The sequence below is a fragment of the Nonomuraea sp. NPDC052116 genome, from assembly GCF_040680035.1.
GTDB lineage: Bacteria > Actinomycetota > Actinomycetes > Streptosporangiales > Streptosporangiaceae > Nonomuraea > Nonomuraea angiospora_A.
In genome coordinates this window covers 95725-121653 of record NZ_JBFAWA010000008.1, presented here as the reverse complement: position 1 = coordinate 121653, position 25929 = coordinate 95725, and the positions used below count along the sequence as shown (strand labels likewise).

General features: G+C 72.5%; 20 protein-coding genes. 4 read left to right on the top strand and 16 right to left on the bottom strand.

Going from position 1 to position 25929, the window contains the following annotated elements; all coding sequences use genetic code 11:
• Positions 1-27: 27 nt before the first annotated feature.
• From AB0L65_RS17250 to AB0L65_RS17230, 5 genes are read right to left on the bottom strand one after another with little or no spacing between them, the layout of a single operon-like run.
• Complete coding sequence (locus tag AB0L65_RS17250) at positions 28-783, bottom strand: SDR family NAD(P)-dependent oxidoreductase (protein WP_364246063.1); 756 nt, start codon at positions 781-783, stop codon at positions 28-30.
• On the bottom strand, positions 780-1952 hold the full coding sequence (locus tag AB0L65_RS17245) for an NAD(+)/NADH kinase (protein WP_364246061.1): 1173 nt from the start codon (positions 1950-1952) through the stop codon (positions 780-782). The genes AB0L65_RS17250 and AB0L65_RS17245 overlap by 4 nt, the downstream gene beginning before the upstream one ends.
• Positions 1949-3490 (bottom strand): aminomethyl-transferring glycine dehydrogenase subunit GcvPB, encoded by a 1542-nt coding sequence (gene gcvPB / locus AB0L65_RS17240; RefSeq protein ID WP_364246059.1) that lies wholly within the window; start codon positions 3488-3490, stop codon positions 1949-1951. Before gcvPB ends, AB0L65_RS17245 begins: the two co-directional genes overlap by 4 nt.
• On the bottom strand, positions 3487-4812 hold the full coding sequence (gene gcvPA / locus AB0L65_RS17235; protein ID WP_364246056.1) for an aminomethyl-transferring glycine dehydrogenase subunit GcvPA: 1326 nt from the start codon (positions 4810-4812) through the stop codon (positions 3487-3489). Before gcvPA ends, gcvPB begins: the two co-directional genes overlap by 4 nt.
• On the bottom strand, positions 4809-6830 hold the full coding sequence (locus AB0L65_RS17230; RefSeq protein WP_364246053.1) for a beta-galactosidase: 2022 nt from the start codon (positions 6828-6830) through the stop codon (positions 4809-4811). The genes gcvPA and AB0L65_RS17230 overlap by 4 nt, the downstream gene beginning before the upstream one ends.
• 103 nt (positions 6831-6933) lie before the next feature.
• Between AB0L65_RS17230 and AB0L65_RS17225 the strand changes: the two genes are divergently transcribed.
• From AB0L65_RS17225 to AB0L65_RS17215, 3 genes are all read left to right on the top strand, one after another.
• On the top strand, positions 6934-7581 hold the full coding sequence (locus tag AB0L65_RS17225; RefSeq protein ID WP_364246049.1) for a GntR family transcriptional regulator: 648 nt from the start codon (positions 6934-6936) through the stop codon (positions 7579-7581).
• A 270-nt stretch (positions 7582-7851) separates the two neighbouring features.
• A complete protein-coding gene (locus AB0L65_RS17220; RefSeq protein WP_364246047.1) occupies positions 7852-8139 on the top strand; it encodes a hypothetical protein in 288 nt (95 codons plus the stop codon).
• The gene (locus AB0L65_RS17215) at positions 8136-8726 is read left to right on the top strand and encodes a Pr6Pr family membrane protein (protein ID WP_364246045.1); all 591 of its coding nucleotides are present in this window, start codon (positions 8136-8138) and stop codon (positions 8724-8726) included. The genes AB0L65_RS17220 and AB0L65_RS17215 overlap by 4 nt, the downstream gene beginning before the upstream one ends.
• Positions 8727-9197: 471 nt before the next feature.
• On the opposite strand, the gene AB0L65_RS17210 is transcribed toward AB0L65_RS17215, so the two are convergent.
• Together AB0L65_RS17210 and AB0L65_RS17205 are read right to left on the bottom strand one after the other, a co-directional pair.
• The gene (locus AB0L65_RS17210; protein WP_364246043.1) at positions 9198-10601 is read right to left on the bottom strand and encodes a hypothetical protein; all 1404 of its coding nucleotides are present in this window, start codon (positions 10599-10601) and stop codon (positions 9198-9200) included.
• Positions 10598-13828 carry an amino acid adenylation domain-containing protein gene (locus AB0L65_RS17205; protein ID WP_364246041.1) on the bottom strand — a complete coding sequence of 1077 codons (3231 nt, stop codon included), beginning with the start codon at positions 13826-13828 and terminating at the stop codon, positions 10598-10600. Before AB0L65_RS17205 ends, AB0L65_RS17210 begins: the two co-directional genes overlap by 4 nt.
• A gap of 102 nt (positions 13829-13930) precedes the next feature.
• Between AB0L65_RS17205 and AB0L65_RS17200 the strand changes: the two genes are divergently transcribed.
• Positions 13931-17245 carry an amino acid adenylation domain-containing protein gene (locus AB0L65_RS17200; protein WP_364246040.1) on the top strand — a complete coding sequence of 1105 codons (3315 nt, stop codon included), beginning with the start codon at positions 13931-13933 and terminating at the stop codon, positions 17243-17245.
• Between the two features lie 22 nt (positions 17246-17267).
• Here AB0L65_RS17200 and AB0L65_RS17195 read toward each other — a convergent pair whose 3' ends face one another.
• Genes AB0L65_RS17195 through AB0L65_RS17155 form a run of 9 tightly spaced genes read right to left on the bottom strand, consistent with a single transcriptional unit; the run spans position 17268 to position 25920 of the window.
• Positions 17268-18329: a M20/M25/M40 family metallo-hydrolase gene (locus AB0L65_RS17195; RefSeq protein ID WP_364246039.1), complete on the bottom strand. Its 1062-nt coding sequence runs from the start codon at positions 18327-18329 to the stop codon at positions 17268-17270.
• Positions 18330-18338: 9 nt separating this feature from the next.
• Positions 18339-19364: an N-acetyl-gamma-glutamyl-phosphate reductase gene (argC, locus tag AB0L65_RS17190; protein WP_364246037.1), complete on the bottom strand. Its 1026-nt coding sequence runs from the start codon at positions 19362-19364 to the stop codon at positions 18339-18341.
• Positions 19358-20245 (bottom strand): RimK family alpha-L-glutamate ligase, encoded by an 888-nt coding sequence (locus AB0L65_RS17185; RefSeq protein ID WP_364246034.1) that lies wholly within the window; start codon positions 20243-20245, stop codon positions 19358-19360. Before AB0L65_RS17185 ends, argC begins: the two co-directional genes overlap by 7 nt.
• Positions 20242-20406 carry a lysine biosynthesis protein LysW gene (lysW, locus tag AB0L65_RS17180; RefSeq protein WP_364246648.1) on the bottom strand — a complete coding sequence of 55 codons (165 nt, stop codon included), beginning with the start codon at positions 20404-20406 and terminating at the stop codon, positions 20242-20244. The genes AB0L65_RS17185 and lysW overlap by 4 nt, the downstream gene beginning before the upstream one ends.
• Positions 20407-20413: 7 nt before the next feature.
• Positions 20414-21415, bottom strand: coding sequence for a transketolase C-terminal domain-containing protein (locus tag AB0L65_RS17175; protein ID WP_364246031.1), 1002 nt, complete (start codon positions 21413-21415; stop codon positions 20414-20416).
• Positions 21412-22266, bottom strand: coding sequence for a transketolase (locus AB0L65_RS17170; protein ID WP_364246028.1), 855 nt, complete (start codon positions 22264-22266; stop codon positions 21412-21414). The genes AB0L65_RS17175 and AB0L65_RS17170 overlap by 4 nt, the downstream gene beginning before the upstream one ends.
• Positions 22266-23594, bottom strand: coding sequence for a DegT/DnrJ/EryC1/StrS family aminotransferase (locus tag AB0L65_RS17165; protein WP_364246026.1), 1329 nt, complete (start codon positions 23592-23594; stop codon positions 22266-22268). Before AB0L65_RS17165 ends, AB0L65_RS17170 begins: the two co-directional genes overlap by 1 nt.
• On the bottom strand, positions 23591-24835 hold the full coding sequence (locus AB0L65_RS17160) for a cytochrome P450 (RefSeq protein ID WP_364246023.1): 1245 nt from the start codon (positions 24833-24835) through the stop codon (positions 23591-23593). Before AB0L65_RS17160 ends, AB0L65_RS17165 begins: the two co-directional genes overlap by 4 nt.
• Positions 24826-25920: an acyl-CoA dehydrogenase family protein gene (locus AB0L65_RS17155; protein WP_364246020.1), complete on the bottom strand. Its 1095-nt coding sequence runs from the start codon at positions 25918-25920 to the stop codon at positions 24826-24828. The genes AB0L65_RS17160 and AB0L65_RS17155 overlap by 10 nt, the downstream gene beginning before the upstream one ends.
• Positions 25921-25929 lie beyond the last annotated feature (9 nt).

The window sequence follows — 25929 nt, the reverse complement described above, 5'->3', positions numbered from 1 at the left end:
TTACGGGGGTTGCGTGGGGGGTGTGGGTCAGGCGAGCCCGCCGCCGTCGACGACGAGGGCGGAGCCGGTGATGTAGCTGGCCGCGTCGCCGGCCAGGAAGAGCACGGCCTGGGCGATCTCGTCCGGGGTGCCCGCGCGGCCCATCGGCCGGTCCGCCGCGTCGGACCGGAAGGCGGCCCAGTCCTCGCCGAGCTGGCGGGCCTCGTCGCGCAGCATGGGCGTGTCGGTGTCGCCGGGGTTGACGGAGTTGACCCGGATGCCGGCCTTGGCGTGGTCGATGGCGAGCGCGCGGGTCATGTTCACCACGGCGGCCTTGGAGGCGCAGTACGAGATGGCGTTGCCGCCGCCCTTGAGGCCCCATCCGGAGCCCGTGTTGACGATCGAGCCGCCGTCGGTCATCGCCGGGATGGCGTGCTTGCACATGAGGAAGACCGAGCGGACGTTGACCGCCATGACGCGGTCCCACTCCTCGACGTCGAGGTCGAGCGCGGTGGTGCGGCGGATGATGCCCGCGTTGTTGAACAGGACGTGCAGGCCGCCGAAGGTCTCGACGGCGGCGCCGACGACGCGCCGGCAGTCCTCGGGGTCGGAAACGTCGGCCTGCACCGCAATCGCGTGTCCCGCCTCCTCGGTGATCCGCGCCACGGTGGCGTCCGCGCCGGTCGCGTCGATGTCGGCGACCACCACCCGGGCGCCCTCCCGGGCGAAGAGCAGGGCGGTGGCCCGCCCGATGCCCGAGGCGCCGCCCGTGACGATCGCGACCTTTCCGTCGAGCGTCTTCATCCGTCGAACTCCTCACTTGCCGCACAAATGCGATAAATCGTGCTTTCGCGGTATCCAGTGATCACCTGGACGTGTCCGCCGAGCTTCTTGTCGAGGTCCTCGTCACCGCTGTCGGCCAGCAGCGGCCGTCCTTTCAGCGACGCGAGCTTCTGCTGGGTGGCCAGGACGAGGAGCCGTCCGGAGTGGCCCCCATCGAGCACCGCGTCGAGCACCCGGGGCGACACCTGCTGGTTCCCGCGTCCCAGCACGAACCCCTGCCCGCCGATGACCGACAGAACCAGCTCCGACTCCCTGCCGCTGACCAGGCCGAACAGCTCGGCCTCGGCGACGTCCGCCGCCACCAGGCGGCCGCCCTCGTGGACGCGTTCGACCACGTCCACGCCGAGCAGCGTGGTGGCGAGGCCCAGCGCGCGGCCGACGGCCCGCGTGGTGGCGCCCGGCCCGAGGACGTATCGGATGCCGGGCCGCATTCTGGCCACGACCTCCCGTGCGACGCCCTCGGCGGTGGCGGGCTCCACGCCTGACGATCCGGCCTTACGCCCCGACAGCGCGGCGCGGGCGGCGGGGACGCACAGGCTGCCATACAGCCGAGGGCTGACCAGGCCGCGGCGGTAGGCGTCCTCGTCGAGATCCACCACCTCGGCCTCGGCCGTACGCGCCGGGTCGAACTCCGCCGCGACGAATCCGGCGGCGGCCGGGCTGACGGCGAAACAGCCGGAGTACACCTTCACCCCGGCCGGGACGCCCAGCACGGGCGGCGCCTGGCCGCCGAGCGCGCGGACCGCGTCGAGCACGTCGCGCGCCGTCCCGTCGCCACCCGCGAACAGCAGCAGGTCCACCCCCGCCAGGGCGGCCACGGCGCGCCGCGTGTCCTCCGCGCTCGTCCCGGCGACCCCGCCGGACGGCGGCCGGACCAGGTCGTACGGGGCCCCGGAGGTGCGCACGCTGTCCTCGCCCATCCGGCCCGGCACGGTGAGGACGCGGGTCCCGGGACGGCGGGCCGTCAGCGTGCGGACGGCCCGCGCCGCCCGCTCGCCGGCCCGGGGCGTCGCGCCCATGGCCAGGGCCGCGCGCTGCACCTCCACGCCGTCGCTGCCTTTCAGCCCGGCCGCGCCGCCGAGCCCGGCGACCGGGTTGACGACCAGCCCGACCACCGCCGCGCCCGTCATGACAGATGCTTGCGGACGTAGGCGCGCCAGGTGGGCGCCCACTCCTTGGGGTCGTCGAGCGACGTCATGTCGATCTTGTGGACGCTCTGGTTGTACGGCGCGCCCTTGACGAACTCGGGATCGCGCCGCGCCTCGTCGGCCACGTGCGCCAGGATGAGCGCGTACTCGTCGAGGTCCTCCTTCGAGTACGACTCCGTGGGCTCCAGCGTGAACGGCTCCGGCACCACGTACGGGTGGTGGCTGGTCCAGTAGTGCACCCCGAAGTCGGCCGCTCTGACGCCGATCTCCTCCGAGTGCACCCCGGTCTGCTCCGACAGCTCCTGCCACGAGTAGCGCACCTGCTCGACCCTGCGCCTGTCCCACGGCGCGGACGCGCCCGGGATCTGCAGGATCTTGTGCATCAGGTAGTTGTTGTTGAGTACGGCCGTCTCGGCGACCTGCCGCAGGCCCTTGGCGCCGAGCGCCATGATCCAGGCGTAGGCGCGCACGATGTTCGGGGTGACGCCGAGGAACGGCCGCACCTTGCCGATGGAGGCGGGCGGCGTCTCCAGGCGGTAGGACTCGCCGTCGAAGGCGACGACCGGGCCGGGCAGGAACGGCGCCAGGTCCTCGGAGACGCCGCACGCCCCCGCCGCAGGGCCGCCGCAGGCGTGCGGTGTGGAGAACGTCTTGTGCAGGTTGAAGTGGCACAGGTCGAATCCGGCGTCGCGGGCGCGGGTGATGCCGAGGATGCCGTTGGCGTTCGCCTGGTCGTAGCAGGCCAGGCCGCCCGCCTCGTGCACCAGGTCCACGAACTCCTGGATCCGGGGGTTGAAGATGCCGGTGTCCTCCGGGTTGGTGATCATCAGTGCGGCGGTGCGCGGGCCGACGGCGGCGCGCAGCGCCTCGATGTCCGGCAGGCCGTCGGCGTCCGGCATCAGGGTGATGACCTCGTAGCCCGCGGTCTTGGCGCAGGCCGCGTTCGACGGGTGGGAGAACATCGTGGTGATCACCTGGTCGCGGCCCGCCTCGCCGCGGGCCGCGTGGTAGGCGCGGATCATGGCGATGTTGGCGTAGATGGCCGCTGATCCGGAGCCCGGCTGGAGCGAGACCCGCGCCATGCCGGAGATCTCCGCCAGCATGCGTTCGAGCCGCCAGTAGATCTCCAGCACGCCCTGCACGGTGTCCTCGTGCTGGAGCGGGTGCAGCTCGGCGATGGCGGCGGCGAACCTGTCGTTGACCTTGGGGCTGTACTTCATCGTGCAGGTGCCCTGCCCGACGTCGATGTTGAGGTCGACGCCCAGGTTCTCCTGCGACAGCCGCAGGTAGTGCCGCAGCACGTGCAGCTGGGACATCTCGGGCAGCTTCGGCGGCTGCGCGCGGCCCACGGAGTCCGGCAGCTCGACGCGGGGCGCGCCGGGCTCGGGCACGGCGAGGCCGCGGCGGCCGGGCGCGGACAGCTCGAAGATGATCGGCTCGTCCCAGCGCGCCTGGTGGAAGCGGCGCAGCGGCGGCTTCGGCGCGACGGGGAGCTCGGCGAAGGACTCCGTGGGGTTCACAGCGTCTCCTGTACGGCTGCGGCGAGCCGGTCGATGTCGGCGATGGAGTGGCGTTCGGTCACACAGACCAGGACCGTGCGGTCGTCGAGCGGGACGCCGCCGTAGATGCCGCGCTCGCGCAGCCCGTCGAGCAGGGTCGCGCTGGAGGGCACCTCGATGGCGAACTCGCGGAAGTGGATCGCGTCGCGGTGCGGCACCGTGACCGACGCGGCCAGGGCGTCCATGGCGTAGTGGGTGCGGGCCAGGATCGTCTCGCCCAGGTCACGCATGCCCTGGGGGCCCATGAGCGCCAGGTAGACCCCGGCCGTGATGCCCCAGAGGGCGGCGGCGGTGCCGACCCACTCCTTGCCCTCCTCGCGGTGCGCGAACGAGGTGCGGTCGTAGTAGACGTCGCCGAAGCCGTACTCGCCGGGCACCTTCGTCGGCGCGATGCCGAACAGCCGGGACGGGAACTCCGCGACCAGCGGCTCGTGGTCGTGCGTGGCGATGTAGCCGGCGTGGCCGCCGCCGTAGCTCTGGTGCATGCCGAGCGACTGGATGTCGCCGCAGACGATGTCCGCGCCGTAGGACGCGGGCGGGGCGAGCACGCCGAGGGAGATCGGGTCGGCGCCGACCACGAGCAGCGCGCCGTGCGCGTGGGCCAGGTCGGCCAGCTCGCGGCCGCGGGTCTCGACCACTCCGTAGACGTTCGGGGTCTCCAGGTAGATCGCGGCGTAGGAGTCGTCGAACGCCTCGACCGTGATCTCGCCGCCCTCCCCCGCCGCGGCCAGGACGATCTCGACGTCCGGAGCGAGGAAGTCGCGCAGCTTGCTCAGTTTGTCGGCGGTGATGGCGGCGCTGACGCAGACCTTCGAGCGCTTGGTGTAGCGGCACGCCATGCGCAGGGCGGTGCCGGCCGCCTGGAAGCCGTCGTAGGTCGGGACGTTGACGACGTCCATCTCCAGCAGCTCGCCCATCATGCTGACGTACTCGAACAGGGCCTGGAAACGGCCGTGATCCTCGTACGGCTCCCCCGCGTACGCGGTGAGGAACTCGCTCCTCCCGTTCACCTCGTCGCACACGGCCGGAACGTGGTGCGGGTAGCAGCCGTGGCCGAGGAAGCTCAGCGCCTGCTCCGTGTCGGTGACGCGGGCCAGCAGGCCCTTCATGTGGCGTACCAGGTCGCGCTCCGCCGTGAACGGCGCGGGCAGGTCGAGCGGCCGGGCCAGGCGCAGCTCGGAGGGGATGTCGGCGTAGAAGTCCTCGACGCTCGACGCGCCGATCGCGGCGAGCATCTCGGCCCGCACGCCGGGTTCGGCGTTCGGGATGTACGGGTGCGTCACGTGTCTCCTTCGATCCTGAGCACTACGGCGTCGCGCGGGGCGAGCTCGATGTCGCCGCGCAGGCGGGTCTGGGTGAGCAGGTCCGTGCCGGGGTACGGCAGGGTGATCTGCTGCGGGATGGTCGTGTGGTTGAGCAGGAAGAGGTGGCGCCCGCGGCGGACCGCCTCCACGCCCGCGGGCACCTCGACGGCCGCGACGCCGCCGAGCACCTGGTCGAGCACGGGGGTCGTGTCGTCGAGCAGGCAGCTGACGTAGGTGACGTTGCCCTTGCGGGTGATCGCGGGCAGGCCGTCGAGATCGCCGCCCTCGTACGTGGCGAGCACCGCCGCAGGGCCTCCGCCCTCGTTTGTGGCGAGCACCGGCGCGGGGTCGTCGCCGTGTTGGTCGTCGCTGCCGAGGCGCACCCATTCCGTCCAGGTCCTGGCCACGCCGCTGGCGCCCCCCGCGTACCGCACCCGCTGGGTCGCGCCATCGGTGAGCGGCCAGAACTCGTCGATCGCGACGCCCAGCAGGTCGCGCAGCGGGCCGGGCGCGCCGCCGTCATGGACGCGGTCGGCGGCGTCCACGACGCCGCTGAACGGGCCGACCACCAGCTCGCCGGTGACCGACGCCAGCCTCCCGGCCTGCTCAGGTGTGCACAGGTAGAGGTTCGGAACGATCACGACGCGGTAGCCGGACAGGTCGCGGTCCGGCGGCGCGAGATCGACCGTGATGCCGCGGGCGTGCAGCGGCGCGTACCAGGCGAGCAGCAGGTCCTTGAGCTTGAGCCGGTCGGACGGCATCGACTCCGGCGCCTCCAGGCCCCACCAGCTGTCCCAGCCGAGCACGAGTGCCACCTCGGCCCGCGTGTCCGTACCCGTGACCTCCGCGAGTCGCCGCAGGTCGGAGCCGAGGCGGAGGGTGTCCTGCCAGCCGCGCGTGCGCGTGCCGCCGTGCGGGAGGAGAGCCGAGTGGAACTTCTCCGGGCCGTACCTGGCCTGACGCCACTGGAAGAACATCACGCCGTCGGCGCCGTGCGCCACCGCCTGAAGGCTGTGCAGCCGCATCATGCCGGGCGGTTTGGGGACGTTCACCTCGCGCCACGACACCGCCGACGGCGCCGACTCCAGCAGCAGCCAGGGGCGCCGTTTGAGCGAGCGCATCAGGTCGTAGCTGAGCGCGACCGCCACGTGCGACTCCGGGTCGGCCGGGTCGGGGTAGGCGTCGTCGCTCACCAGGTCCTCGGCCGCGGCCCATGCCCAGTAGTCGAGGCCGTGCAGGATGCTCATGAAGTTCGTGGTGACGGGAACGTCCGGGGTCACCACGCGCAGCACGTCACGCTCGGCGCAGAACAGCTCCAGGAGCGCGTCGCTGCAGAACCGGCGCCAGTCGAGGAGCTGGGCCGGGTTGATCGGCCCTGGCGCCTTGCGCGGCGGCTCGACCTGGCCGAACGCGGTGTAGTGCTGTCCCCAGCAGGGCGTGCCCCAGGCGGCGTTCAGCGACTCGATCGTGCCGTGGCGGGCCTCCAGCCAGGCGCGGAAGTGCCGGGCCGACTCCGGGCAGAAGCACTCCAGCGTATGGTCGGCGTACTCGTTGCCGACGTGCCACATGGCCAGGGCTGGATGGCCGCCGTACCGCTCGGCCATGGCGGTGGCCAGCCGCACGGCGTGCTCGCGGAAGACCGGCGAGCTCGGGCAGTAACCCTGGCGCGAGCCGAACTCCAGCCGCACCCCCTGCGCGTCGACCGGCATGACCTCCGGGTGCTCACGGACCAGCCACGGCGGCGGGGTCGCGGTGGCGGTGGCGAGGTCGGCCGCGATGCCGTGCTCGTGCAGCAGCTCCAGAACGCGGTCAAGCCAGCCGAAGTCGTACGCGCCGGGCCGCGGCTCCAGCCGCGACCACGAGAAGACCGCGACGGTGACCATGGTCACCCCGGCCTCGGCCATGAGCCGCACATCCTCGGCCCAGACCTCCTCGGGCCACTGCTCGGGGTTGTAGTCGCCACCGAACAGCAGCCCCGGCACGCGCGTCAGGCTCACTCCCGCTCCTTCCTCGTGATATTTTGTATTCAGAATTCATAGTGCAGTATTTTGTATCGCGTCAAGCGGTAAGCTTGGCCCGGCCGAAACCCGAAGGAGCCTCATGCCCATCGAGCGGCGACCGCTTCGCGAGCAGATCAGGGAAGAGCTGCTGACCAGGCTCGACCGGGGCGACTTCGTCGCGGGCACCGACGTCAACGAGGCCGCGCTGGCCGCGGAGCTGGGCGTCAGCCGCACTCCCCTGCGCGAGGCCCTCATCACCCTCGCGGGCGAGGGCGTGCTGGAGAGCAACCAGGGCCGCGGCTTCAGGTTCGCGCCGGTGAGCCGTAAGGAGTTCCGGGAGCTCTGCGAGATCGTCGCGGCGCTGGAGTCACTCGCACTCGACTGCTCCGACCCCGACCATCTGCGCCGCATCGCGCCCGAGCTGCTGACGATGGCCCAGGAGTTCCCCGACCGGATCGCGGAGCAGCAGGAGATAGAGCGTCACGACGACGAGTGGCACGACCTGCTGCTGAGCGGCTGCCGCAACGAGCGCCTGCTCGATCTCATCACCAGCGTCAAGGCGGGAATGCGCCGCTACGCCCATCTTCTGGCGGGCGACGACACTCCACTGGAACGGGAGGCGACCGAGCACCGCCTGGTGGCCGAGTTCCTCATCGCCGGAGACCTCCCCAAGGCCGCACAGGCCCTGCGCGACAACTGGGTCAACGGCATGGAACGCATGATGTCCCGCATCCCCTCAACCGATTAGCCCGCCAGCACCGTCGCCACGAACAGCCGACGCCCGGCCCGCGCCAGCCGCTCACCGCTCATCCCAGCGGCACAATCCCCACTCCCCATTCCACCAGCCGCACCACCGGGCCAGGTCCATCATGGCCCGCACCAGCCGGTCGACGGGGCGAGGTCTTGGTGCCCGGTCAGCACCACGGCGGCGGGCCTGCCGTTCGCTGCCAGCAGCGACAGCCTTCTGAGCAGGCGAGCGGAGGTATCCCGCTATCGCTCTGAGCGCTAACGTGATCTGATGCCCCACCTGCCCGCTCTCATCGCATCAAAGTACGCGGGCAACGCCCTCCATACTGCGCTGATCTACACGCTGGCGACGCCACCGCTCCTCCGCAAAGCGAAACCCTGGGTGGCGGCCGGCACTGGCTGGATGATCGAGTTCACCCAGCTCGGCGACATCCCGGCCACGCTGCGACCACTGCTGCGCAGCACGTTCAACCCGCCCAACCCCTTCCGGTACACGGTGAACTCCGCAACAACCCGGACCGCGCACACGCTCTGGCTACGGAGGACGAAGACGGGATGACAGCGTGGCGGATCCTGCTGGTCACGGCAACCGTGGCGGGCCTGGCATGCCTGGCGACGTCAATCGGCCGCCCCTGGGCTTACTTCACGGTGCAGAGCAACGTCATGCTCGCGCTCTACTACAGCCGGCGGCTGGTCACCTACCGCACCAGGTCGGCCTCCCTCGATGTCAAAGGCGCGGTGACCTTATACCTGCTGGTCACATGCCTGGTGAACTACATCTCACGCGACCTCGCGAACCCTCTGGCACTGCTTGACGGCGGCAGCGTGCGCGGACTGGGCAACTTCCTGCTGCACTATGTGACCCCCGTCATGGCGCTGATCGACTGGGCCACCTTCGACCGGTCGCGCCGGGTGCACTGGGCCGCCCCGTTCGCCTGGCTGAGCTACCCGCTCCTGTACGGCACCTTCGTCCTGCTCACCGCCCCCAACCTGCCCCGCCGCTACGTCTACCCGTTCCTGAACGTTGAACGACTGGGCTGGCCGACAGTCGCGTCACTGGCAGCCGCCGCACTGGCCGCCTTCGTGCTACTGGGCTACGTCCTGTTCGGCATCCACCGGCTCACGACCAAACCAACGGACGCTTGAACCCGCACTGAATCCGGCATCGTCCACAGAGGGTCCGACAACCGGACACCCTCGGCTAGTGTCCACCGGCCCTGGTCCCTTCTCCGAACCAAGGCCAAGCGAGTCGTACTCAGCGGCACATCGCGTCGATGAGATCCGAGAAATGCGGAAACCAGCCTGGCCGGCCAGACCACCCACCACACCGACGTCTCGACCAACCCACGAGTCATCCAACGCTCCTCCACCTGAGCCCCAGTGACTTGCGGATCATCTCGGCCACGGCGGGGCGGGGCTCGCCCTGGTGGGTCCGGACGGCTGCTTCGGCGGCGAGGACGACGGACTTGCCGTCCAGCTTCATGCCCTTTGGCCGTTTGGCGAGCACATGCCCGACCACGCCGGTCGCGGCGGACAGGGCGCCGGCGGCTGGACGACCGTCACGCTGGAGCTGCCGCTGTGAGCCTGGGGCGCGAGCACCCGTGGCCGGTAGGTGGTTCAAGCGGGATGGCGCGCGCCGTCGGGGAAGTAGGTCAGGCCGGGCATGCCGAAGGCGTTGGCCAGGGCGGCTGCGGCGGGAGCCGCCGTACCGTCGGGGAGGACGGGGGTGAGGTTCAGCAGGCGCAGAGCGTCGGGGAGCACCTCGAAGCGGACGCGCTGGGTCACCGGCCGCGGGTCCGTCACAGTAGTGAGGGAGGACTCCCGCACCGCGCTGGCCTGGTCGCCCAGCACGGCGGACACTGGCACTCGCACCGTGTACGCCGGATTACGGCGGATCACGTCGTTGAAGGCCGTCTCCACGGCCACGGGATCCACGTCCAGGAATTCCGGCACCTGCTCCTGCACAGCGCGGTTGAACAGCCGGACCGGGAACTCCGGCCATCCTGCCCAGAGCGACAGGCCGGAGACGTGCCGAGGGTTGAGCTCGGTCGCGAAGAAGCCTTCCGGACCGAGGATACCGTCAACGCTGTAGATGCCCCGGTACCCGCAGGTCTCCGCGAGCTCCCACCCGGCCCGCCGGGTGCTCTCCCGCATGGCCTCCCTGGCTTCAGGGCTGGTGCGCCACCAGGTGGACGATCCGGCGTAGAGGAGCCGGCCGGTGCGGGGGTCGCCCAGCGTGACGATCTCGAACGGCTCGAACACGGCCACCCCGGACGGCAGGACCATGCCGAGGATGCTGCACGGCGTTCCCGGCACGAACGTCGCGACGCGCACCCGGTCGGTGGTCCCGCCGAAGTGACGCACCGCCTCCTCCGTCTCCTCCGCATCGCGGACCCAGCGCAGCCCCTTGGAGCTGCCCAGGAAGGCACGGCTGGCGTCCGCGGCGATCACGGTGCCGCAGCCCAGGTCCAGCCTGCCGACGGCCGCGCGGACGGCGTTCGCGTCGCTGGCGGGCAGCACCTCGTGGTCGGGGGCGGGCACGGCGGCCTGCCGCCAGAGCTCGTCGACCCGCGTCTTGTCCTCCCACTGCGCCCACTCGCGGCGCCACCAGCCGTTGACGGACCGCCCGCAGACCTGCGGGACGTCGGTGTAGCTGGTGCCGATGACCGGCCAGCTCCGGCCGGGGTCGAGGGCGTCGAGCCAGGAGGCCAGCTCGGGTGCCGGGTCGCGCAGCCAGGTGTCGAAGTCGCGCATAGAAAGCCTGATGCCGTGGTCGGCGCAGTTCCACACCGGCGACGCGAGGGTGGCCCGCGGGTCCAGACGAGACCCGGCGACGACGGCGCCGATGCGCGCGCCGCTCGCCTCCAGTTCCTCGGCGAGGGCTCTCGTGGCGCCGCCGTACCGGTTGACCAGCAGGACGACGGTCCGGCCCGTCCAGTGCCTGCGGATGCGCTCGATGATCTCGGCCACCCGCTCGCGTGGGGTCGCCGAAGGGACGTGGTCGCTCCGCGTCGTGGTCATGCGGGGTCATCCGTTCTGTTGAGGAGGGCGGCGATCTGCACCGTCCGGGTGTGCAGGAAGTAGTGGCCGCCGTCGGCCAGCTCGTGCAGGGTGACCCGCTCGGCGAGCAGTTCCCAGGCCCGGTGGCCGTACCGGTAGCCAGCCGTCGTGGGGTCGTCGGCGGCGATCAGCGCGCTCACCGGGGTGGCAAGCCGGCTTACTGGAGGGCGGCGCAGCATGCCCGCGAAGTACGTGCCCGCGGCCGTAGCATCGTGCCGGTACGCTGGGGCGACGAGCAGGGCGTGCCCGAGGTCGAGCCTGGCCACCCCCGCTTCGGCGTTCTCCCTGACCAGCATCTCGGCGATGTCCTCGTCGCTCTGCGCGGCGAGCTCGTCGACGAAGCGCTGCCGGGTGTCGAGGTCGCCGAGCAACTGGGCGGCCAGGAAGAGGCGCCGCACCTTCCGGCCGCGCGCCTCCAGCAGTCGGGTGGTCTCGATGGCCGGCGCCGTGCCGGAGGAATGTCCCCACAGGACGAGGTCGGTGGCGTCGAGCCGGTCGATCTCGGCCGCGACGCAGGTCGCGAGCGCGGGCACCTCGGCGTACGGGGTGCCGTCGCGGAACGGGCCCTGGCCGGGCGGCTCGACGGCGTACAGCGCCCAGTCGTCGCCGGGCAGGGCCGCCGCCATGAGGCGGTAGTTGACGGCGCTGCCGCCGGCGTAGGGAAAGCAGACGACCGCGGCGCGCGCGTCCTCCGCCCCGGCCAGCCGGTGCAGGTGGACCCGGTCCCCGCCGACGGCGGCGTCGAGCCGCTCCGCCAGCCCGGCGAGCGTGGGCTGCTGGACCAGGTCCTCGAAGGTCACGGCCCAATCGAGGGCGGCGGCGAGCCGTACTGCGGCCAGCGACGTCCCGCCCTGCTCGAAGAAGTGGTCGCCGCGCCCGGCCTGGCCGGGCGCGAGCCCCAGCACGTCCTCCCACGAGGCCGCCAGCCGTAGCTCGGCCGGGCCGCGCGGTGGGTCCCCGCTGGGCCGCGCGGGCTCGAACTCGCCGGCCAGGCGCTCCAGCCGCTTGCGGTCGATCTTGCCGTTCCCGGTGAGCGGCAGGCGATCGAGCCAGTAGAAGCCCGCAGGCACCATGTACGGCGGGAGCACGGCGGCGAGCGAGTCGCGGATCGCCTGGACGCGCGTGCCTGGCGGCGCCGCGTAGAAGGCGAGCAGGCGCGCGCTGGCAGGCCGCTCGCGGACCACGACGGCACCCTCGTGAACCCCGGGCGCCCGGAGCAGCCTGCTCTCGATCTCCCCGATCTCGATCCGATACCCGTTGATCTTGACTTGGGCATCCCGGCGGCCGAGGAACTCCAGCTTGCCGTCCGGCTGCCACCGCCCGAAGTCGCCCGACCGATAGAGCCGCTGTCCTGGCCGGTGCGGGTCAGCGAGGAACGCCCGCCGGGTCTGCCCCTCGTCGTTGACGTAGCCGCGGCCCACGCACACTCCGGAGAAGACGATCTCCCCCGGTGCGCCCAGGGGAACGGGGCGGAGCCGGTCGTCGACGACGTACACGTGAACGTTGCGGATCGGCCGGCCGAGCGGCACCCGGTCGCCGGCGGGCGGTGCGGTCATGACCTCGTGGTTGGTGTCGTCCGAGGTCTCGGTGAGCCCGTACGCGTTGACCAGCCGCACCTGCGGAAAGGCCGCGAACCAGCGCTCGGCGAGGTCCTTGCGGAGCGCCTCGCCCGTGACGGAGACGCACCGCAGCCGCGACAGCCCTTCGGCTCGTCCGGCGAGGTGCCCGAGCAGCGCGTCCAGGTGGGACGGCACGACCTGCAGCACGTCGACCTCGCCGGCCTCCACCCGGTCGGCGAACCGCCGCGGGTCCAGCAGCGCCTCCTGCTCCACGATGTACGTACGCCCGCCGACCAGCAGCGCGGCGAGCAGTTGCCACAGGGAGATGTCGAAGCACTGCGGCGCGATCTGCGCGACGACGTGGCCCTCCTCGACGCCGAGGTCCTCGATCTTGGCGAGGAGGTGGTTCAGCATGCCGGCGTGCTCGCACATGGCGCCCTTGGGCAGCCCAGTGGACCCGGAGGTGAAGTAGATGTAGGCCAGCTGACCGGCGTCGACGCGAAGGCCGAGGTCGGAGTCCGGGAGCCCGCCGGAAAGTGCGTCCGCCAGGTGGATGCGCGGCACGCCGGCCGCCGCGCCGCCGGTCAGCGCGCCGGCGCCGTCGGTCAGCACCACGCGGCAGGCCGAGCGCACCAGCATGTCCTCGATCCGGGACGCGGGGAATCCCGGCTCGACGGGCAGGTAGACGCCGCCCGCCTTGAAGACGCCGATGACCGCGGCCATCCAGCCGAGGTCCCGTCCGGTCACCACGCCGACGACGTCCTCGCGGCCGACGCCATGGGCCACCAGCGCCCTGGCGACGAGGTTGGCCCGGCGGTTGAGCTCGGCGTAGGTCAGGCGCTCGTCGCCGCACACGGCGGCGATTCGGTCGGGGTACGCGCGCGACCGTTCCTCGAACAGCTCATGGAAGCGGCGGTCCGGCAGCTCTCTGGCCGGGCCGGCCATGCCGTGCACCTGGAGGCTCAGTTCTTCGGCGGACGGCAACTCGGCTTCGTCGTGGTCGGCGGCCGGGTCAGCGGCGAGCCGTTCCAGGGCGACGGCGTGGTAGCCGGCGATTCTGGCGGCGTGCGGCGCGTCGAACGCGTCCCTGCGGTAGCGCACGGTGATCTGCGCGCCGCCGCCACACCCGTCGAGGCCAATCCGCAGCACCGGCTCCGCGGCGTCGTGGTCGTCGCCGGCGCCAGGCCCGGCCCAAGCGCCCCGGCCGTCCCCCGCACCCGAGTCCCCGGGCTCGGCTCCGTGGTCATCCCATCCCGCGTGGTCCTCCCAGCCCGCCAGGTCGAGCACGCTCGCGAAAGCCGAGCCGGCCTCGCCGTCGGCAGCCGATGCGCGGGTCCGGGCTGTGCCTGCGGCATGGAGGAGGTCGGACCAGGAGCCCTCACGGACGGTCACCCGGCACGCTCGCGGGGGTCCGCCTGACGTGGGCACGAATCCGACGGTCAGCTCTCCCTCCCCGGTCAGGGCGGAGAGCACCTTGGCGTGCACGGCCAGCAGGAGCGTGCCGAGCGGCACCCCGAGGCGCCCGGCCACGGCGGCGGCCGGCTCACGCAGGTCGTGGACGTGGCCGGCGACGCCGGGTTGGGGATGCGGGGTCCAGAAGGGCAGCCTCGTTACCGCGATGGGTGACACAGAGGGCAGCGTAGGCGCGCGACGCGGGCGCGGTCCTGGGCTTGCGTGTCAGGATTTCCACGACATTGTCTGCCTTTTGCGGGAGTGCCTACTATCCACGCCATGATGGGGGAAAGCGCTGGCCAGAGGTCCATCGGGGGTCACCTCCCCCGCCCGGCGGCCGTCTCGTACGGCCCCGCGCGGGACATACCCGCCCGCACGCTCGCCGGGGTGTTCGCGGAGCAGGTCGCACGGGCCCCGGCCGCCGAGGCGGTGGTCTTCGAGGACACCGTGCTCGACTACGCGACGCTGAACGAACGCGCCAACCGGCTGGCGCACCTGCTGCTCGGACATGGCGCGGGCCCCGAGCGCGTCGTGGCCGTCGCGCTGCAGCGCTCCCCCGAACTGATCGTCGCCGTCCTGGCCATCCTGAAGGCCGGAGCGGCGTACCTGCCGCTGGACCCGGCTTACCCGGCCGATCGGGTCGCGTTCATGCTCGCCGACTGCCGCCCGCCCGTGCTGGTCACCGACCGTGGCCACGCGGCCCGCGTGGCCGGGACGCCGGGCGTCCGCACCATCCTGCTGGACGAGGTGGCTGAGGACGGGACGTTGGCCGCGCAACCGGCGCGGGAGCCGCGGGACGAGGACCGCGATCACCCGCTGTCGCCCGCGCACCCGGCGTACGTGATCTACACGTCGGGGTCGACCGGCACCCCCAAGGGCGTGCTCATGCCCGGCGCGACGCTGACCAACCTGTTCGCCTGGCACGCTGCCCACCTGCCTACGGGAAGCGGCGTGCGCACGGCGCAGTTCTCCGCGCTGGGCTTCGACGTCTCGCTGCACGAGATCCTGTCCACGCTGGTGCTGGGCAAGTGCCTGGTCATCCCGACGGAGGAGATCCGGCGCGACCCGGCCGCACTGGTGGACTGGCTGGAGCGGTACCGGGTGCACCAGCTGTTCCTGCCCAACGTGGTGCTGGAGTCGATTGCCACCACGGTGGGCGACGACGGTTCGCGCCTCGGCGAGTTGCGCCACATCCTGCAGTCCGGCGAGCCGCTCGCGCTCCGCGGCCCGATCGCGGCCTTCCATCGGGCGCGTCCCCGTCTGCGAATCCTCAACCAGTACGGCTCGGCGGAGATGCAGGACGTCACGAGCCACCAGGTGGAACCGCCGCCTTCGGAGACGCCGCCCGCGCACCCGTCGTCCGGGGAGCCGCCTGCCTTCGCACCCGTCGGACGGCCGCTGTGGAACACCCGCGTCTACGTCCTGGACGAGGACCTGCGGCCGACGCCCGACGGAGCGACGGGTGAGTTGTACGTCGCCGGCGCCGGACTCGCCCGCGGCTATCTGGACCGGCCCGGCCTCACCGCCGAGCGATTCCTGCCCGACCCTCACGGCCGGCCAGGGGAGCGGATGTACCGCACCAGAGACCTGGCCCGGTGGGGCGCCGACGGACTGCTGGAGCTCATGGGCCGGGCCGACCGGCAGGTCAAGATCCGGGGGTACCGGGTCGAGGTGGGCGAGGTGGAAGCGGCGCTGCTGGCCCACCCGAGGGTGGCGCACGCGGTGGTCGAGGTTCGCGCGGTCCCGGACGGCGGCCGGCAACTGGTCGGGTACGTGGTGCCGATGGGCGGGACGGCCCTCGATCCGACAGAGGTACGCGCGCGGCTGGGCAAGGTTCTTCCGGAGTACATGGTGCCGGGCGTGGTCATCGTGCTCGACCGGCTGCCGGTGACCCCGAGCGGGAAGGTCGACCGTGGTGCGCTGCCCGCGCCGCGGCCTGCCTCCGGCTCGGGCGCGCCGCGCACGCCGGTGGAGGAGATCCTGTGCGCGGCCTTCGCCGAGGCACTGGGACTGCTGTCGGCCGGGCCGCACGACGGCTTCTTCGAACTCGGCGGCGACAGCATCGCCGCGGCGCGGCTGGTCGGCCGGGTCCGGCGGGCCGGACTGGCGTTGTCGGTCGGCGACGTCTTCGAGCACCCGACGGTGCGGGCGCTGGCCGCCGCGGCCGTCCACGGCGAGGCCGCCGCCCCCTCTTCCGCCGCCCCCTCTTCCGGCGGACCGCTGCTCGTGCTGAGCGAGGCGCAGCTCGCCGCGGTTCAGGCGGCCGAGCCCGCACTGGAGGCGATCTTGCCCGTGACGCCCCTCCAGCAGGGTCTGCTCTTCCACGCCATGCAGAAGGGACAGGGCGAGAGCGGTGCCCGCGACCCGTACATCGAGCAGGTGGTGGTGCGGATGCGGGGCCAGCTCGACGCCGACGCCGTCCAGGCCGCGACACGGCTGCTGCTGGTCCGCCACCCGAGTCTGCGCGCGGGTTTCCTGGTCGAAGGCCAGGCCCGTCCCGTGCAGTTCGTTCCGGAGGCCGCCGAGGCGGCCTGGCGGGTGCACGACCTCGGCGAGCTGGACGAAGAGGGGTTCGCCCAGCTCGTCCGGCAGGAGCGCGAACGCGGGTTCACGGCGGACCGGCCGCCGCTGCTGCGTTTCCTGCTGGTTCGGCTGGGCGCCGCCGACTGGCGGCTCGTCCTGACCTACCATCACATCCTGTTCGACGGCTGGTCGACGGGTCTGATCATGCGGGACCTGCTCGCCCTGTACCGCTCGCCCGGCGAACCCGGGCTGCCGGCGGTGCCGCCGATGGCGACGCACCTGCGCTGGCTCGCGGCCCGCGACGGCACGGCGGCGGCCGAGGCGTGGCGGCGAACGCTGGCCGGGACGTCCGGGCCGACCGTGATCGCGCGACATCGGGACGAGCCGGACCCGGACGGCGGGCCGCCCCGGCAGTGCATGGCGGCGCTGACCGAGGAGCAGACCGCGCTGCTGGAACGGATGGCGCGCCGCCACGACCTGACACTCGGCTCGGTGGTGCTCGGCGCGTGGGGCGCGGTGCTCGGCGGCGTGACCGGCACGGGCGACGTGGTCTTCGGCACCACTGTCTCCGGACGCCCGGCGGAGATCCCGGGCGTGGACGACACGGTCGGGATGCTGATCAACACCGTGCCGGTGCGCTTCCGGTTCCGTGCGGACGAACCCCTGGTGGGGGCGCTGCGGCGGTTCCAGGCGGAGCAGGCGCGGCTCCTCCCCCACCAGCACCTCGGGCTGGGCGAGATCCAGCGGCACGCCGGGTGGAGCACGTCCTTCGACTCGCTCGTCGTCTTTGAGAACCAGGCACTGCGTCCGGGCAGGCTGGTCGGGCCGGCCCCCGGGGTCGTCGTGACCGGCGTCGAGGCGACCGACCACACGCACTATCCCATCAGCTTGATGGTCATCCCTGGTCCCCGGCTGGAGCTGCGCCTGGGACACCGGCCGGGTCTGGTGGACGAGGAGCGGGCGAGGACCCTCAACGAGGGGCTGCGCCAGCTGCTGCTCGCCTTCTGCGCCGAGCCGGAGGCGAAGGTCACCGCCGCGCTCGTGGTGGGGGCGCACCAGATCCCGGCCTGAGTCGGAGCAGGCCGGCGCCCCCTCAGGAGGAGCCGAGCAGCGCGGGGAGCGCGGTGAGCGCGCTGCACAGCACGGCGATACCGGAGCGGAACTCCGTCAGGGAGATGTGCTCGTCGTCGGCGTGGTCGAGTCTGCTGTCCCCCGGGCCGTAGGTCGCCATCGGCACGCTCCAGACTTCGGCCAGGGTGTTCATGTCGGAGGTCGCCGTCTTCAGCTTGGCGCAGGGCCGCCCGCCGCGCTCCTCGATCGCGCGGTACAGGGCGCGTACCACCGGGTCGGTCCGGCGTGAGCGGCAGGCCGGCACGGAGTTGAGCAGCCTCAGCTCTCCACCCGTCAGCCTGGCGCGCAACCCGGCCATGAGGGCCGCGGTGTCGAAGCCAGGCGGCGTACGGACGTCGAAGCGGGCCCGCGCCGAGATCATGTCCCCGGTGAAGGAGATGAGCGTCGCGCCCGGCAGGTCGAAGGAGGCGTGCGTGGCGTCGGGTCCGAGCAGCTCGACCAGGGCTGACCAGGCGCCCGCGCACAACTCCGCCGCCTTGGGCACCGGGTTGCTCGAATGAGTGGCGGGAACCTCCACGGAGTACTCGATGTCCGCCTTGCCGCGGTAGCCCAGCACCACGCCGGACCAGCCGCTGGGCTCACCGACGACGAGGGCGTCCGGCCGGTCGTGAGCGGCGCGGATCTCCATCGCTCCGCGCGAGCTCGGCGTCTCCTCCTCGACCACGCCGATGACGGCCACCGTGCCGCGGAAGCCGGTGGCGGCCGCGGCGGCGCAGATCATGGCCGCGAGCGGGCCCTTTGCGTCGACGGCACCGCGGCCGTACTGGACGTCGCCCGCGCACCGGACGTCGAGCGCGCCGGGCACGGTGTCGAGGTGCCCGAGCAGCATGACGGTCGGGCCGGGGCCGCGGTCGATCGTCCCGACCACGTTGCCTGCCGCGTCGAGGCCGGCGGCGAAGCCGAGCTCGCGCATCTCGCCGAGCAGGTAGCGGGCGAGCGCCGCCTCCTCCCGCGAGGGGGACGGGATGGCGAGCATCGTGCTCAGCAGCCGCTCGGCGTAGCCGTCGGGGAGTGAGGAGGTCATGACCGCTCGTCAGATCGGGTGAAGGCCGGGGAACTCCAGGCCGAGCCGCTCGGGCCAGCCCAGGCGTACGTTGAGGCACTGCACGGCACTGCCGGCGCCTCCCTTCATCAGGTTGTCCAGCGCGGCGACGGCGAGGACCGTGCGGGACTCCTCGTCCACGGCGAAGCCGACGTCGCACAGGTTCGAGCCCGACAGGATCTTGTGCTCGGGCAGCCGGTACGGCCCTCGCCGGTGCGCGACCACCCGGACGAACGGCTCGTCGCGGTACCGTTCGCGATAGGCCCGGCGCACGTCCCGCTCGCCGGCCCCGCCGGTCAGCGTGGCCCGGCACAGCACCTGCACGCCGCGCACCGCTTCCACGCCGGTGGCGGTCATACGCACGTCCCGCCCGGTGGCCTGCGAGATCTCCGCCTCATGGCGATGGTGCAGCGGGGCGAACACCCGCAGCACCCCGCTGCGCTCGGCGTGCAAGTTCACCTCCCCGGCCGCCGCCCCGGCGCCGCTCGACCCGGTACGCGCGTCCACTGTCAGATCACCTGTCACCAGTCCCGCCTCGGTGAGGGGATGGAGGGCGAGGATCGCCGCGACCGCCATGCAGCCGGGCACGCTCACGCGATCGGCGGTCGTCAGTCGCTCCCGGTTCAGCTCGGGCAGGCCCATGGCGAAGGTGGGGATGAGGCCGGGGTCGGCGTGCGGGACGCCGTAGTAGCGCTCGTAGACGGCGGGATCGCGCAGGCGGAAGTCCCCGGACAGGTCGATTACCTGCTTGCCGATCTCCAGCAGCCTTGGCATGAGCTCCATGGTCTGGGTGTGAGGCCTGGCCACGAACGCCACGTCGCACGCCTCCAGGGCGTCCAAGGGAGAGAAGCAGAGGTCGGTCAGGCCCCGCAGATTCGGGTGGACGCCGTCGACGCGGCGGCCCGCCAGCCGGTCGGAGGTCACCGCCGCCACCCGGACCTTCGGATGGCACAGCAGGAGCCGCAGCAGTTCTCCCCCGATGTATCCCGACCCGCCCACGACCGCGACGCTCAGCACGAGATCACGCCCTCTTCTCCCACGCCCAGCAGGTGCTCGACGACGAGCCTGGCCATGTCGGCGCGCGGCCCCATGGCCTCCTGGAACCCGGCGAACTCCACGCGGTCGTTAACCTCCAGGACGAACATGGCGTCGGAAACGTCCTGTATGAGGTCGACGCCGGCGATCTCGGCGCCCACGGCCTCCGCCGCGGTCACGGCCAGCTTGGTGATCTCCGGCGTGACCGGGCAGAACTCGCTGCTTCCGCCGAGCGCCACGTTGGCCCGCCAGGCCCCGCGGCTGCGGTAGGTCGCACCTGCCACCTGGCCCCCCACGACGACGACGCGGATGTCCCTGCCGCCGTCCGCGACCAGTTCCTGGACGTACACCAGGTTGGAGCGCGGGTCTGGCAGCGCCGCCACGTACTCCATCAGGGTCTCGGCCATCTCGGGGTCGCGGACGCGGGCGACTCTGCGCCCCCATGATCCATTCAGCGGCTTGACCACCGCCGGGTAGCCGACGGCCTCGATGACGCCGAGCGCGGCCTCCGGGGAGAGCGCAAGCGCCGTACGCGGCACCGGCAGCCCGGCCTCGCGCAGCGCCAGCGTGGTGCGCCATTTGTCGCCGCAGACGTCAGTGGCGGCGGCGGTGTTGACGACCCGTACCCCCCGCGACTCCAACGTCACGGCCGCATACAGGGCACGGGTGTGCGCGATCTCCCGATTGAGCACCACAGACCACGGAGGGATCGCATCGTCGTCGGCGAACCGCCAGAGCGTCCTGGTGTCCAGGTGTTCGTAGGGTGCGGCGCGGCGCTCCAGTGCCTCCATGATCCACTTTTCCTCCCGGCGGACGCGGGAGGCGAGGACCGCGACCGGGGCGCCGTGCCTCCGGCCGCTCACTCTCCCCAGTCCTCCTCGATCTCCGGTGCCAGCGCGACGAGCAGCGGATTCAGGCTCACGACCTCCAGTTCGGCGCGGCACTCGGCGCACTCGATGATCTCGTGGACGCGCAGCGACCCTTCGGCGCGAAGTCCACTCTCGCATTCGGGGCAGTCGGCGATTCTCAGCTCAGTCTCCCTTTCTGACGAGCCCCGGCCATGCCGAGGCTGAAACCGCGCGTACGGATGTCCAGTCGCGCAACGCCAGGCGGACGCGATCGACGATGCCCTCCACCGACAGGCCAGCGCCGTCGAGCAGCTCCTCCTGCGTGCCGACCACCGGCGCGAATACGTCCGGCACCCCGATGCGCAGGATCCGCCTGGGCTCGCTCTCGGCCAGCGCCTCGGCGATCGCGGAGCCGAGCCCGCCGGTCCGCCAGTGCTCCTCCACCGTGACCACCAACTCCGCGCCGGAGACGTACCGCAGAAGTCCCGCGACGTCGAACGGCTTGAGCGTGTGCGCCTGCAGCACGAGCGCCGGAATGCCGTCCGCCTCCAGCGCGCCGGCCGCGTGGCAGGCCCGCAGGGTGGGCAGCGGCCCGGTGGCGACGATCGTCACCCGCGCCGGCTCGCCGCCGCGCACCGTCTGGAGCCGTCCGAGCGCGGCCGGCGGGGTCCCGGCCGGCAGGGGCGGGGTGGCCTTGCGGCCCAGTCGTACGTACGCCGGCCCCGGCCGGTCGGCGAGTTGTGTGAGCAGCGACACCGTCGCCTCGGAGTCGCCGGGCACCACCACGGTCATGTTGGGCATGGCCCGGATGACCGACAGGTCCTCCAGCGCGTGGTGAGTGGGGCCGAGGTGGCCGGCGGACAGGCCGGCGTGCGTGGCGACGATGCGGACGCCGAGCGCCGCGTACGCGATGTCGATCTTGATGGACTCGGCGGCGCGCGTGGTGGCGAAGGTGGCCATGGTGTTGACGTACGGCACCATGCCGGAGGCGGCCAGGCCGGCGGCGACGCCCATGAGATTCTGCTCGGCGATGCCGACGTTGACGTAGCGCTCGCGGGCGGCCCCGAAGTCGACCCCGGCGAACAGCCCGGTGTCGGAGTCCAGGCACACGACCCTGGGATCGGCGGCCATCAATTCGACCAGGTGATCCCGGTACGCCTGGCGGGTCTCCCGCTGATCGCTCATGACGCGCCGTCCCGGAACGAGCGGTCCAGGGTGTGGCGTGCCCTGGCGAGCGTGCGCTCGGTCAGCCGGGCGTAGTGGCTTCCGGGTTTGCCCGCCGCGAACGGCAGGCCGTGGGCCTTGACCGTGCGGGCGATCACCACCACGGGGCGGCCGGGCTCCCGGGGCGGGGCGGTGAAGGCGTCCAGCAGCGAGGCGTGGCCGTGGCCGTCCACCTCGCGCGCCTCCCAGCCGAAGGCGCGCCAGCGCTCGGCGAGCGGTTCCAGCGGCGTGATCCGCTCGGTCTCGCCGGTCAACTGCAGGCCGTTGCGGTCGACGACGGCCACCAGGTTGTCCGTGCCGGCGGCCGCGGCGCCCGCCGCCGCCTCCCAGCACGACCCTTCCTGCAGCTCGCCGTCGCCGAGGAGGACGAAGACCCGGCGCGGACGCCCGGTCAGCCGCGCCGCCAGGGCGAACCCGGATCCGGCGGCCAAGCCGTGGCCGAGCGAGCCGGAGGGCATCTCCACGCCCGGCACGGCAGTGACCGGGTGCCCCATCAGCCTCCCGGCCGACGTGCCGTAGCCGCGCAGCTCGCCGGTGGGGAAGAAGCCGCGTTCGGCCAGCGTGGCGTACAGCGCGATGGCCGCGTGCCCCTTGCTGAGCAGGAAGACGTCGCGATCCGGGTCGCGCGGGACGACGGGATCCAGACGCAGGACGGCGAAGTAGAGCACCGTGAGGATGTCGACGCAGGACAGGGAGCCGCCGAGGTGGCCGCCCTCCGGCCCGGCGCACATCTCGACGATGTGGTGGCGTACGCGCAGCGCGACGCGGGCCAGCGCCTCGGAGTCGGTGACGGGAGCGGTGAGCAGGGTCATCAGCGTGCCCTCGCCATGTGCGCGACCAGGTCGAGGTTCTCCCAGACCTTCTCGAAGCCGTCGGCGTAGCGCTGCAGCGCGGGGCCGGCTTCGGGATGCAGATGCCGTTTCTGCAGGGTCAGCGAGTCCTCGATCACGGCGCGAGCCACCGCGTCCTCGGGCTCGGGCGGCGGGCCGGCCGACACGACCCATGGGTAGCCGCGGCCGAACCCCTCACGGTCGGTGAACACCTTCTGCTGGGGCAACGTCATCACCTGGTACCGGGAGACGGGAACACCTTCGGCGCGCAGCAGCCGGTGCAGCGCCCGGCGGAAGGCGCCGGGCGTGACATCCGGCAGGCCGGCCCGCCCGGGGTCGAAGCGCAGGCGGATGATGTGCATGACGTGGGTACTTCCGGGCACGGCCCGCGGCACGACGACCCCGGGAAGCATGGCCAGCCGGTCGAGCAGGGCGCTGACGTTGCGGTGGCGGGCGACCTCGTACTCGTCGAACCGGTCGAGCTGGGACAGCGTGAACGCCGCCTGGACGGCGCTCATCTTGTGGTTCCAGCCGAGGGTGTAGGAGACGTAGTCGCGGTCCCGCCCGGGCCTGATTACCTCGCCGAACTCCCGTATCAACCGGGCCCGTTCCGCTACCCCCTCGCCGGCCAGGGTGAGCAGGCCGCCCTCGCCGCAGGTGGGCAGGTTCTTGGTGACCTGCAGGCTGAACGCCGCAGCGTCGCCGAGCCCGCCGACGGGCCGCCCGCGCCAGATCGCGCCGTGGGCCTGGGCCGCGTCCTCGATCAGAGCCAGCCCCCGGCGGCGGGCGATCTCTCCCAGCACGTCCATGTCGGCGGGCTGCCCGTGCAGGTGCACCGGCATGATCGCCGCGGTCCGGGCGGTGACGAGGCGCTCGACCGAGGCCGGGTCCAGCGTGAACGTGACGGGGTCGACGTCCGCGAACACCGGCACAGCCATCTGGTGCAACGGCGCCAGGCCGGTCGCGATGAAGCTGAGCGCGGGGACGATGACCTCGTCCCCGGGCCCGACGCCGAGCGCGGCCAGGGCGAGGGCGAGGGCGGTCGTACCGTTGGAGGTGGCGACGCAGTACGGTGTGCCGCACCGTCGCCCCCATCGCTCCTCCAGCTCGCTGACCGGCGTGGCGCGGTCCATGTCGGAGACCAGGAGGCCGGAGTCCAGCGCCCGCCGCACCGCCTCGTGGTCGGCCTCTGTAACCACCGGCCAGGGAAATCTACGCATGTCCTCCGGAACCGCGGGCGGGCCGCCGAACGCGGCGAGCCGCCGGTCCTGCCGCTGGCGGGCCAGGGGTGCCGTGGCATCGGTCGTCATGCTCGGCTCTTTCTCGCCGGACGCATCACCACGGGGAGGCTGGTGATGCCGTTGAGGAAGTTGGACTCCAGGTGCTTGACCTCGCCGGCGGGCTCGAACCCCGCCACCCGGGAGGCGAGCTCCCCCAGCAGGACCGACAGCCCCGTCCTGGCCGGCGGGTTGCCGATGCAGCGATGTGGCCCGCCGCCGAAGGCGATGTGCGGATTCGGCCGGCGGACCGGATCGAAGACGTACGGATCGGCGAAGACGTCCTCGTCCCGGTTGGCCGAGGCCACCCACGCGGCCACCAACCCGCCCTCGGGAATCACCTCGTCGCCCAGCCGCACCTCCTCCGTGGCGAGGCGGACCAGGTGGTTGACCGGGCTCGCCCAGCGCAGGGCCTCCTCGATCGCGGTCGGCTGGATCTCCGGCTCGCTCACAAGCCGCCGCCACAGCGCCTCGTCCTCCAGCGCCGCCAGCACCAGGTGCGAGGCGACCTGCGGGACCGTCGGGTTGGCACCCATGATGAAGGCGTAACAGTTGACCAGCACGTCGTCGTCGGTCGGCTCCCGGCCGTCGATCCGCAGCGCGAGGAGTGCCGAGACGAGGTCGTCGGCGGGGCGCTTCCTGCGTTCGGCGATCAGGTCACCGAACATCGCGAACAGCGAGACGTGCGCCTCCAGCAGGGCCTCCTGGGGCGCGGACCCGCCGTACACCGGATCCCCGGGGGCCATGCTGGTGATCGTCCAGCGGGCCACGTCGTTCCAGTACTCCTCGGGGATGCCGATCACCGCGCCGCTGGCGGCCATGGGCACGGCCGTGGCCAGGGCGGCGAAGTCGGTGACGCCCTCGGCGAGCGCGGCCTCCACCAGCGCCGCGATCCGCCCGCGGATGCGCGACTCGTGTCCGCGCATCACCTTGGTCGACATGGTCGCGACCGTCGAGCTGCGCAGGGATGTGTGCCGGGGCGGATCGGTCACGTGGATCGCCCTGCCCCGGGCGCTGTCCCCGGACAGCTCGCTCAGCATCGTGGTGTACTCCGAGCTGAACCTGCCGGTGTCGCCCAGGACGGCCACGACGTCGCGGTAGCGCGTGAGCGACCAGAACTCCATGCCGTCGGGTGCCTGCTGCCGCCATACAGGCGCCTTCTCCCGCAACACGCGCCAGACGGCGTGCGGATCACCGGTCCGGTAGAACTCGGCCGGGTAGAGGTCCACCTCCTCCAGCACGACCGCCTGCTCCGCACTGCTGATCATTCGCATTCGGGAAGCCTTTCCGCCAGCCGGCGGGCGCCGGCCTCGCACCAGAGCGCCCCGGGCTGGCCGAACCGGGCCGTCTCGGACCGCAGCGCCTCGTAGAAGACGTGCACCGCCGCCTGGCGGGACATGCCGCGCGCCCCGTGCACCTGCACGGCGTGCCGGATCGTGCGTGTCGCCGTCTCCGCCGCCATGGCCAGGCACTGGGCCGCCTGCCTGGCGAACTCCATGCCGTGGTCGGCCGACCAGGCGGCGCGCAGCACGGACAGGCGGACGGCCGACAAGGCGATCGACGCCTGCGCCAGCGGGAAGGAAACGGCCTGGAATTCCGTGATCGGCCGGTCGAACTGCCGTCGGGACCGGGCGTGTGCGACCGCCAGCTCGTACCCGCCCTGCGCGAGGCCCAGCAGGTAGGCGGCCTGGCGCACCCGCGCTCTGGCGAGCACGAGACCGGGGTCGGATAGTGGCCACCCCGAGCCGAGGCTGCCGACCAGGTCGGCCGGGGTCACCACCACCCCGGTCAGGTCGGCGACCGGCGAGCCGCCGGGGGCCGGCCGCGCCCGATCGGCCACGACATCCGAGGCCAGCAGGGCGAGGAGCGTCTCGTCTCCGTCGACGACCGGCACGCAGAGGTGCGCCTTCTCGTCGCGGACCGCGTCGATCGTGACCCGTCCCGCCAGCTCCCAGCCCACGGTGACCCGGCGAGCCACCGGCGCGCCGTGCCGGCCGCTCCTCGCCGGCACCCGATCCAGGCCGGCGACGGTGACCGTCAGCTCGCCGCGGGCGAGCATCGCCGCCGGCTCCGGCCCGGCGTCGCCGGCGCGGAGGGCATCGGCGACCAGCGCCCCGCCGGCGTACACGTCCGGCAGCGCGCAGCGGCCGAGTTCGGCGCAGACCGCCGTGCCCGTGGCCAGGCCCAGATCAAGGCCACCGCTGGCGACGGGAGACTCAAACGCGGGAGCCTCGCTCTCGCGCCACACCGCGAGCGCGCCGTCCAGCGCGTCGGCGTCGCGGGACGGCGGCACCTGGGCCAGCCGGGAACGCAGCGTGCGGCCGAGCCGCTCCAGCAGAGGATCGGGGGTCAGGTCCATCGTCGCGCC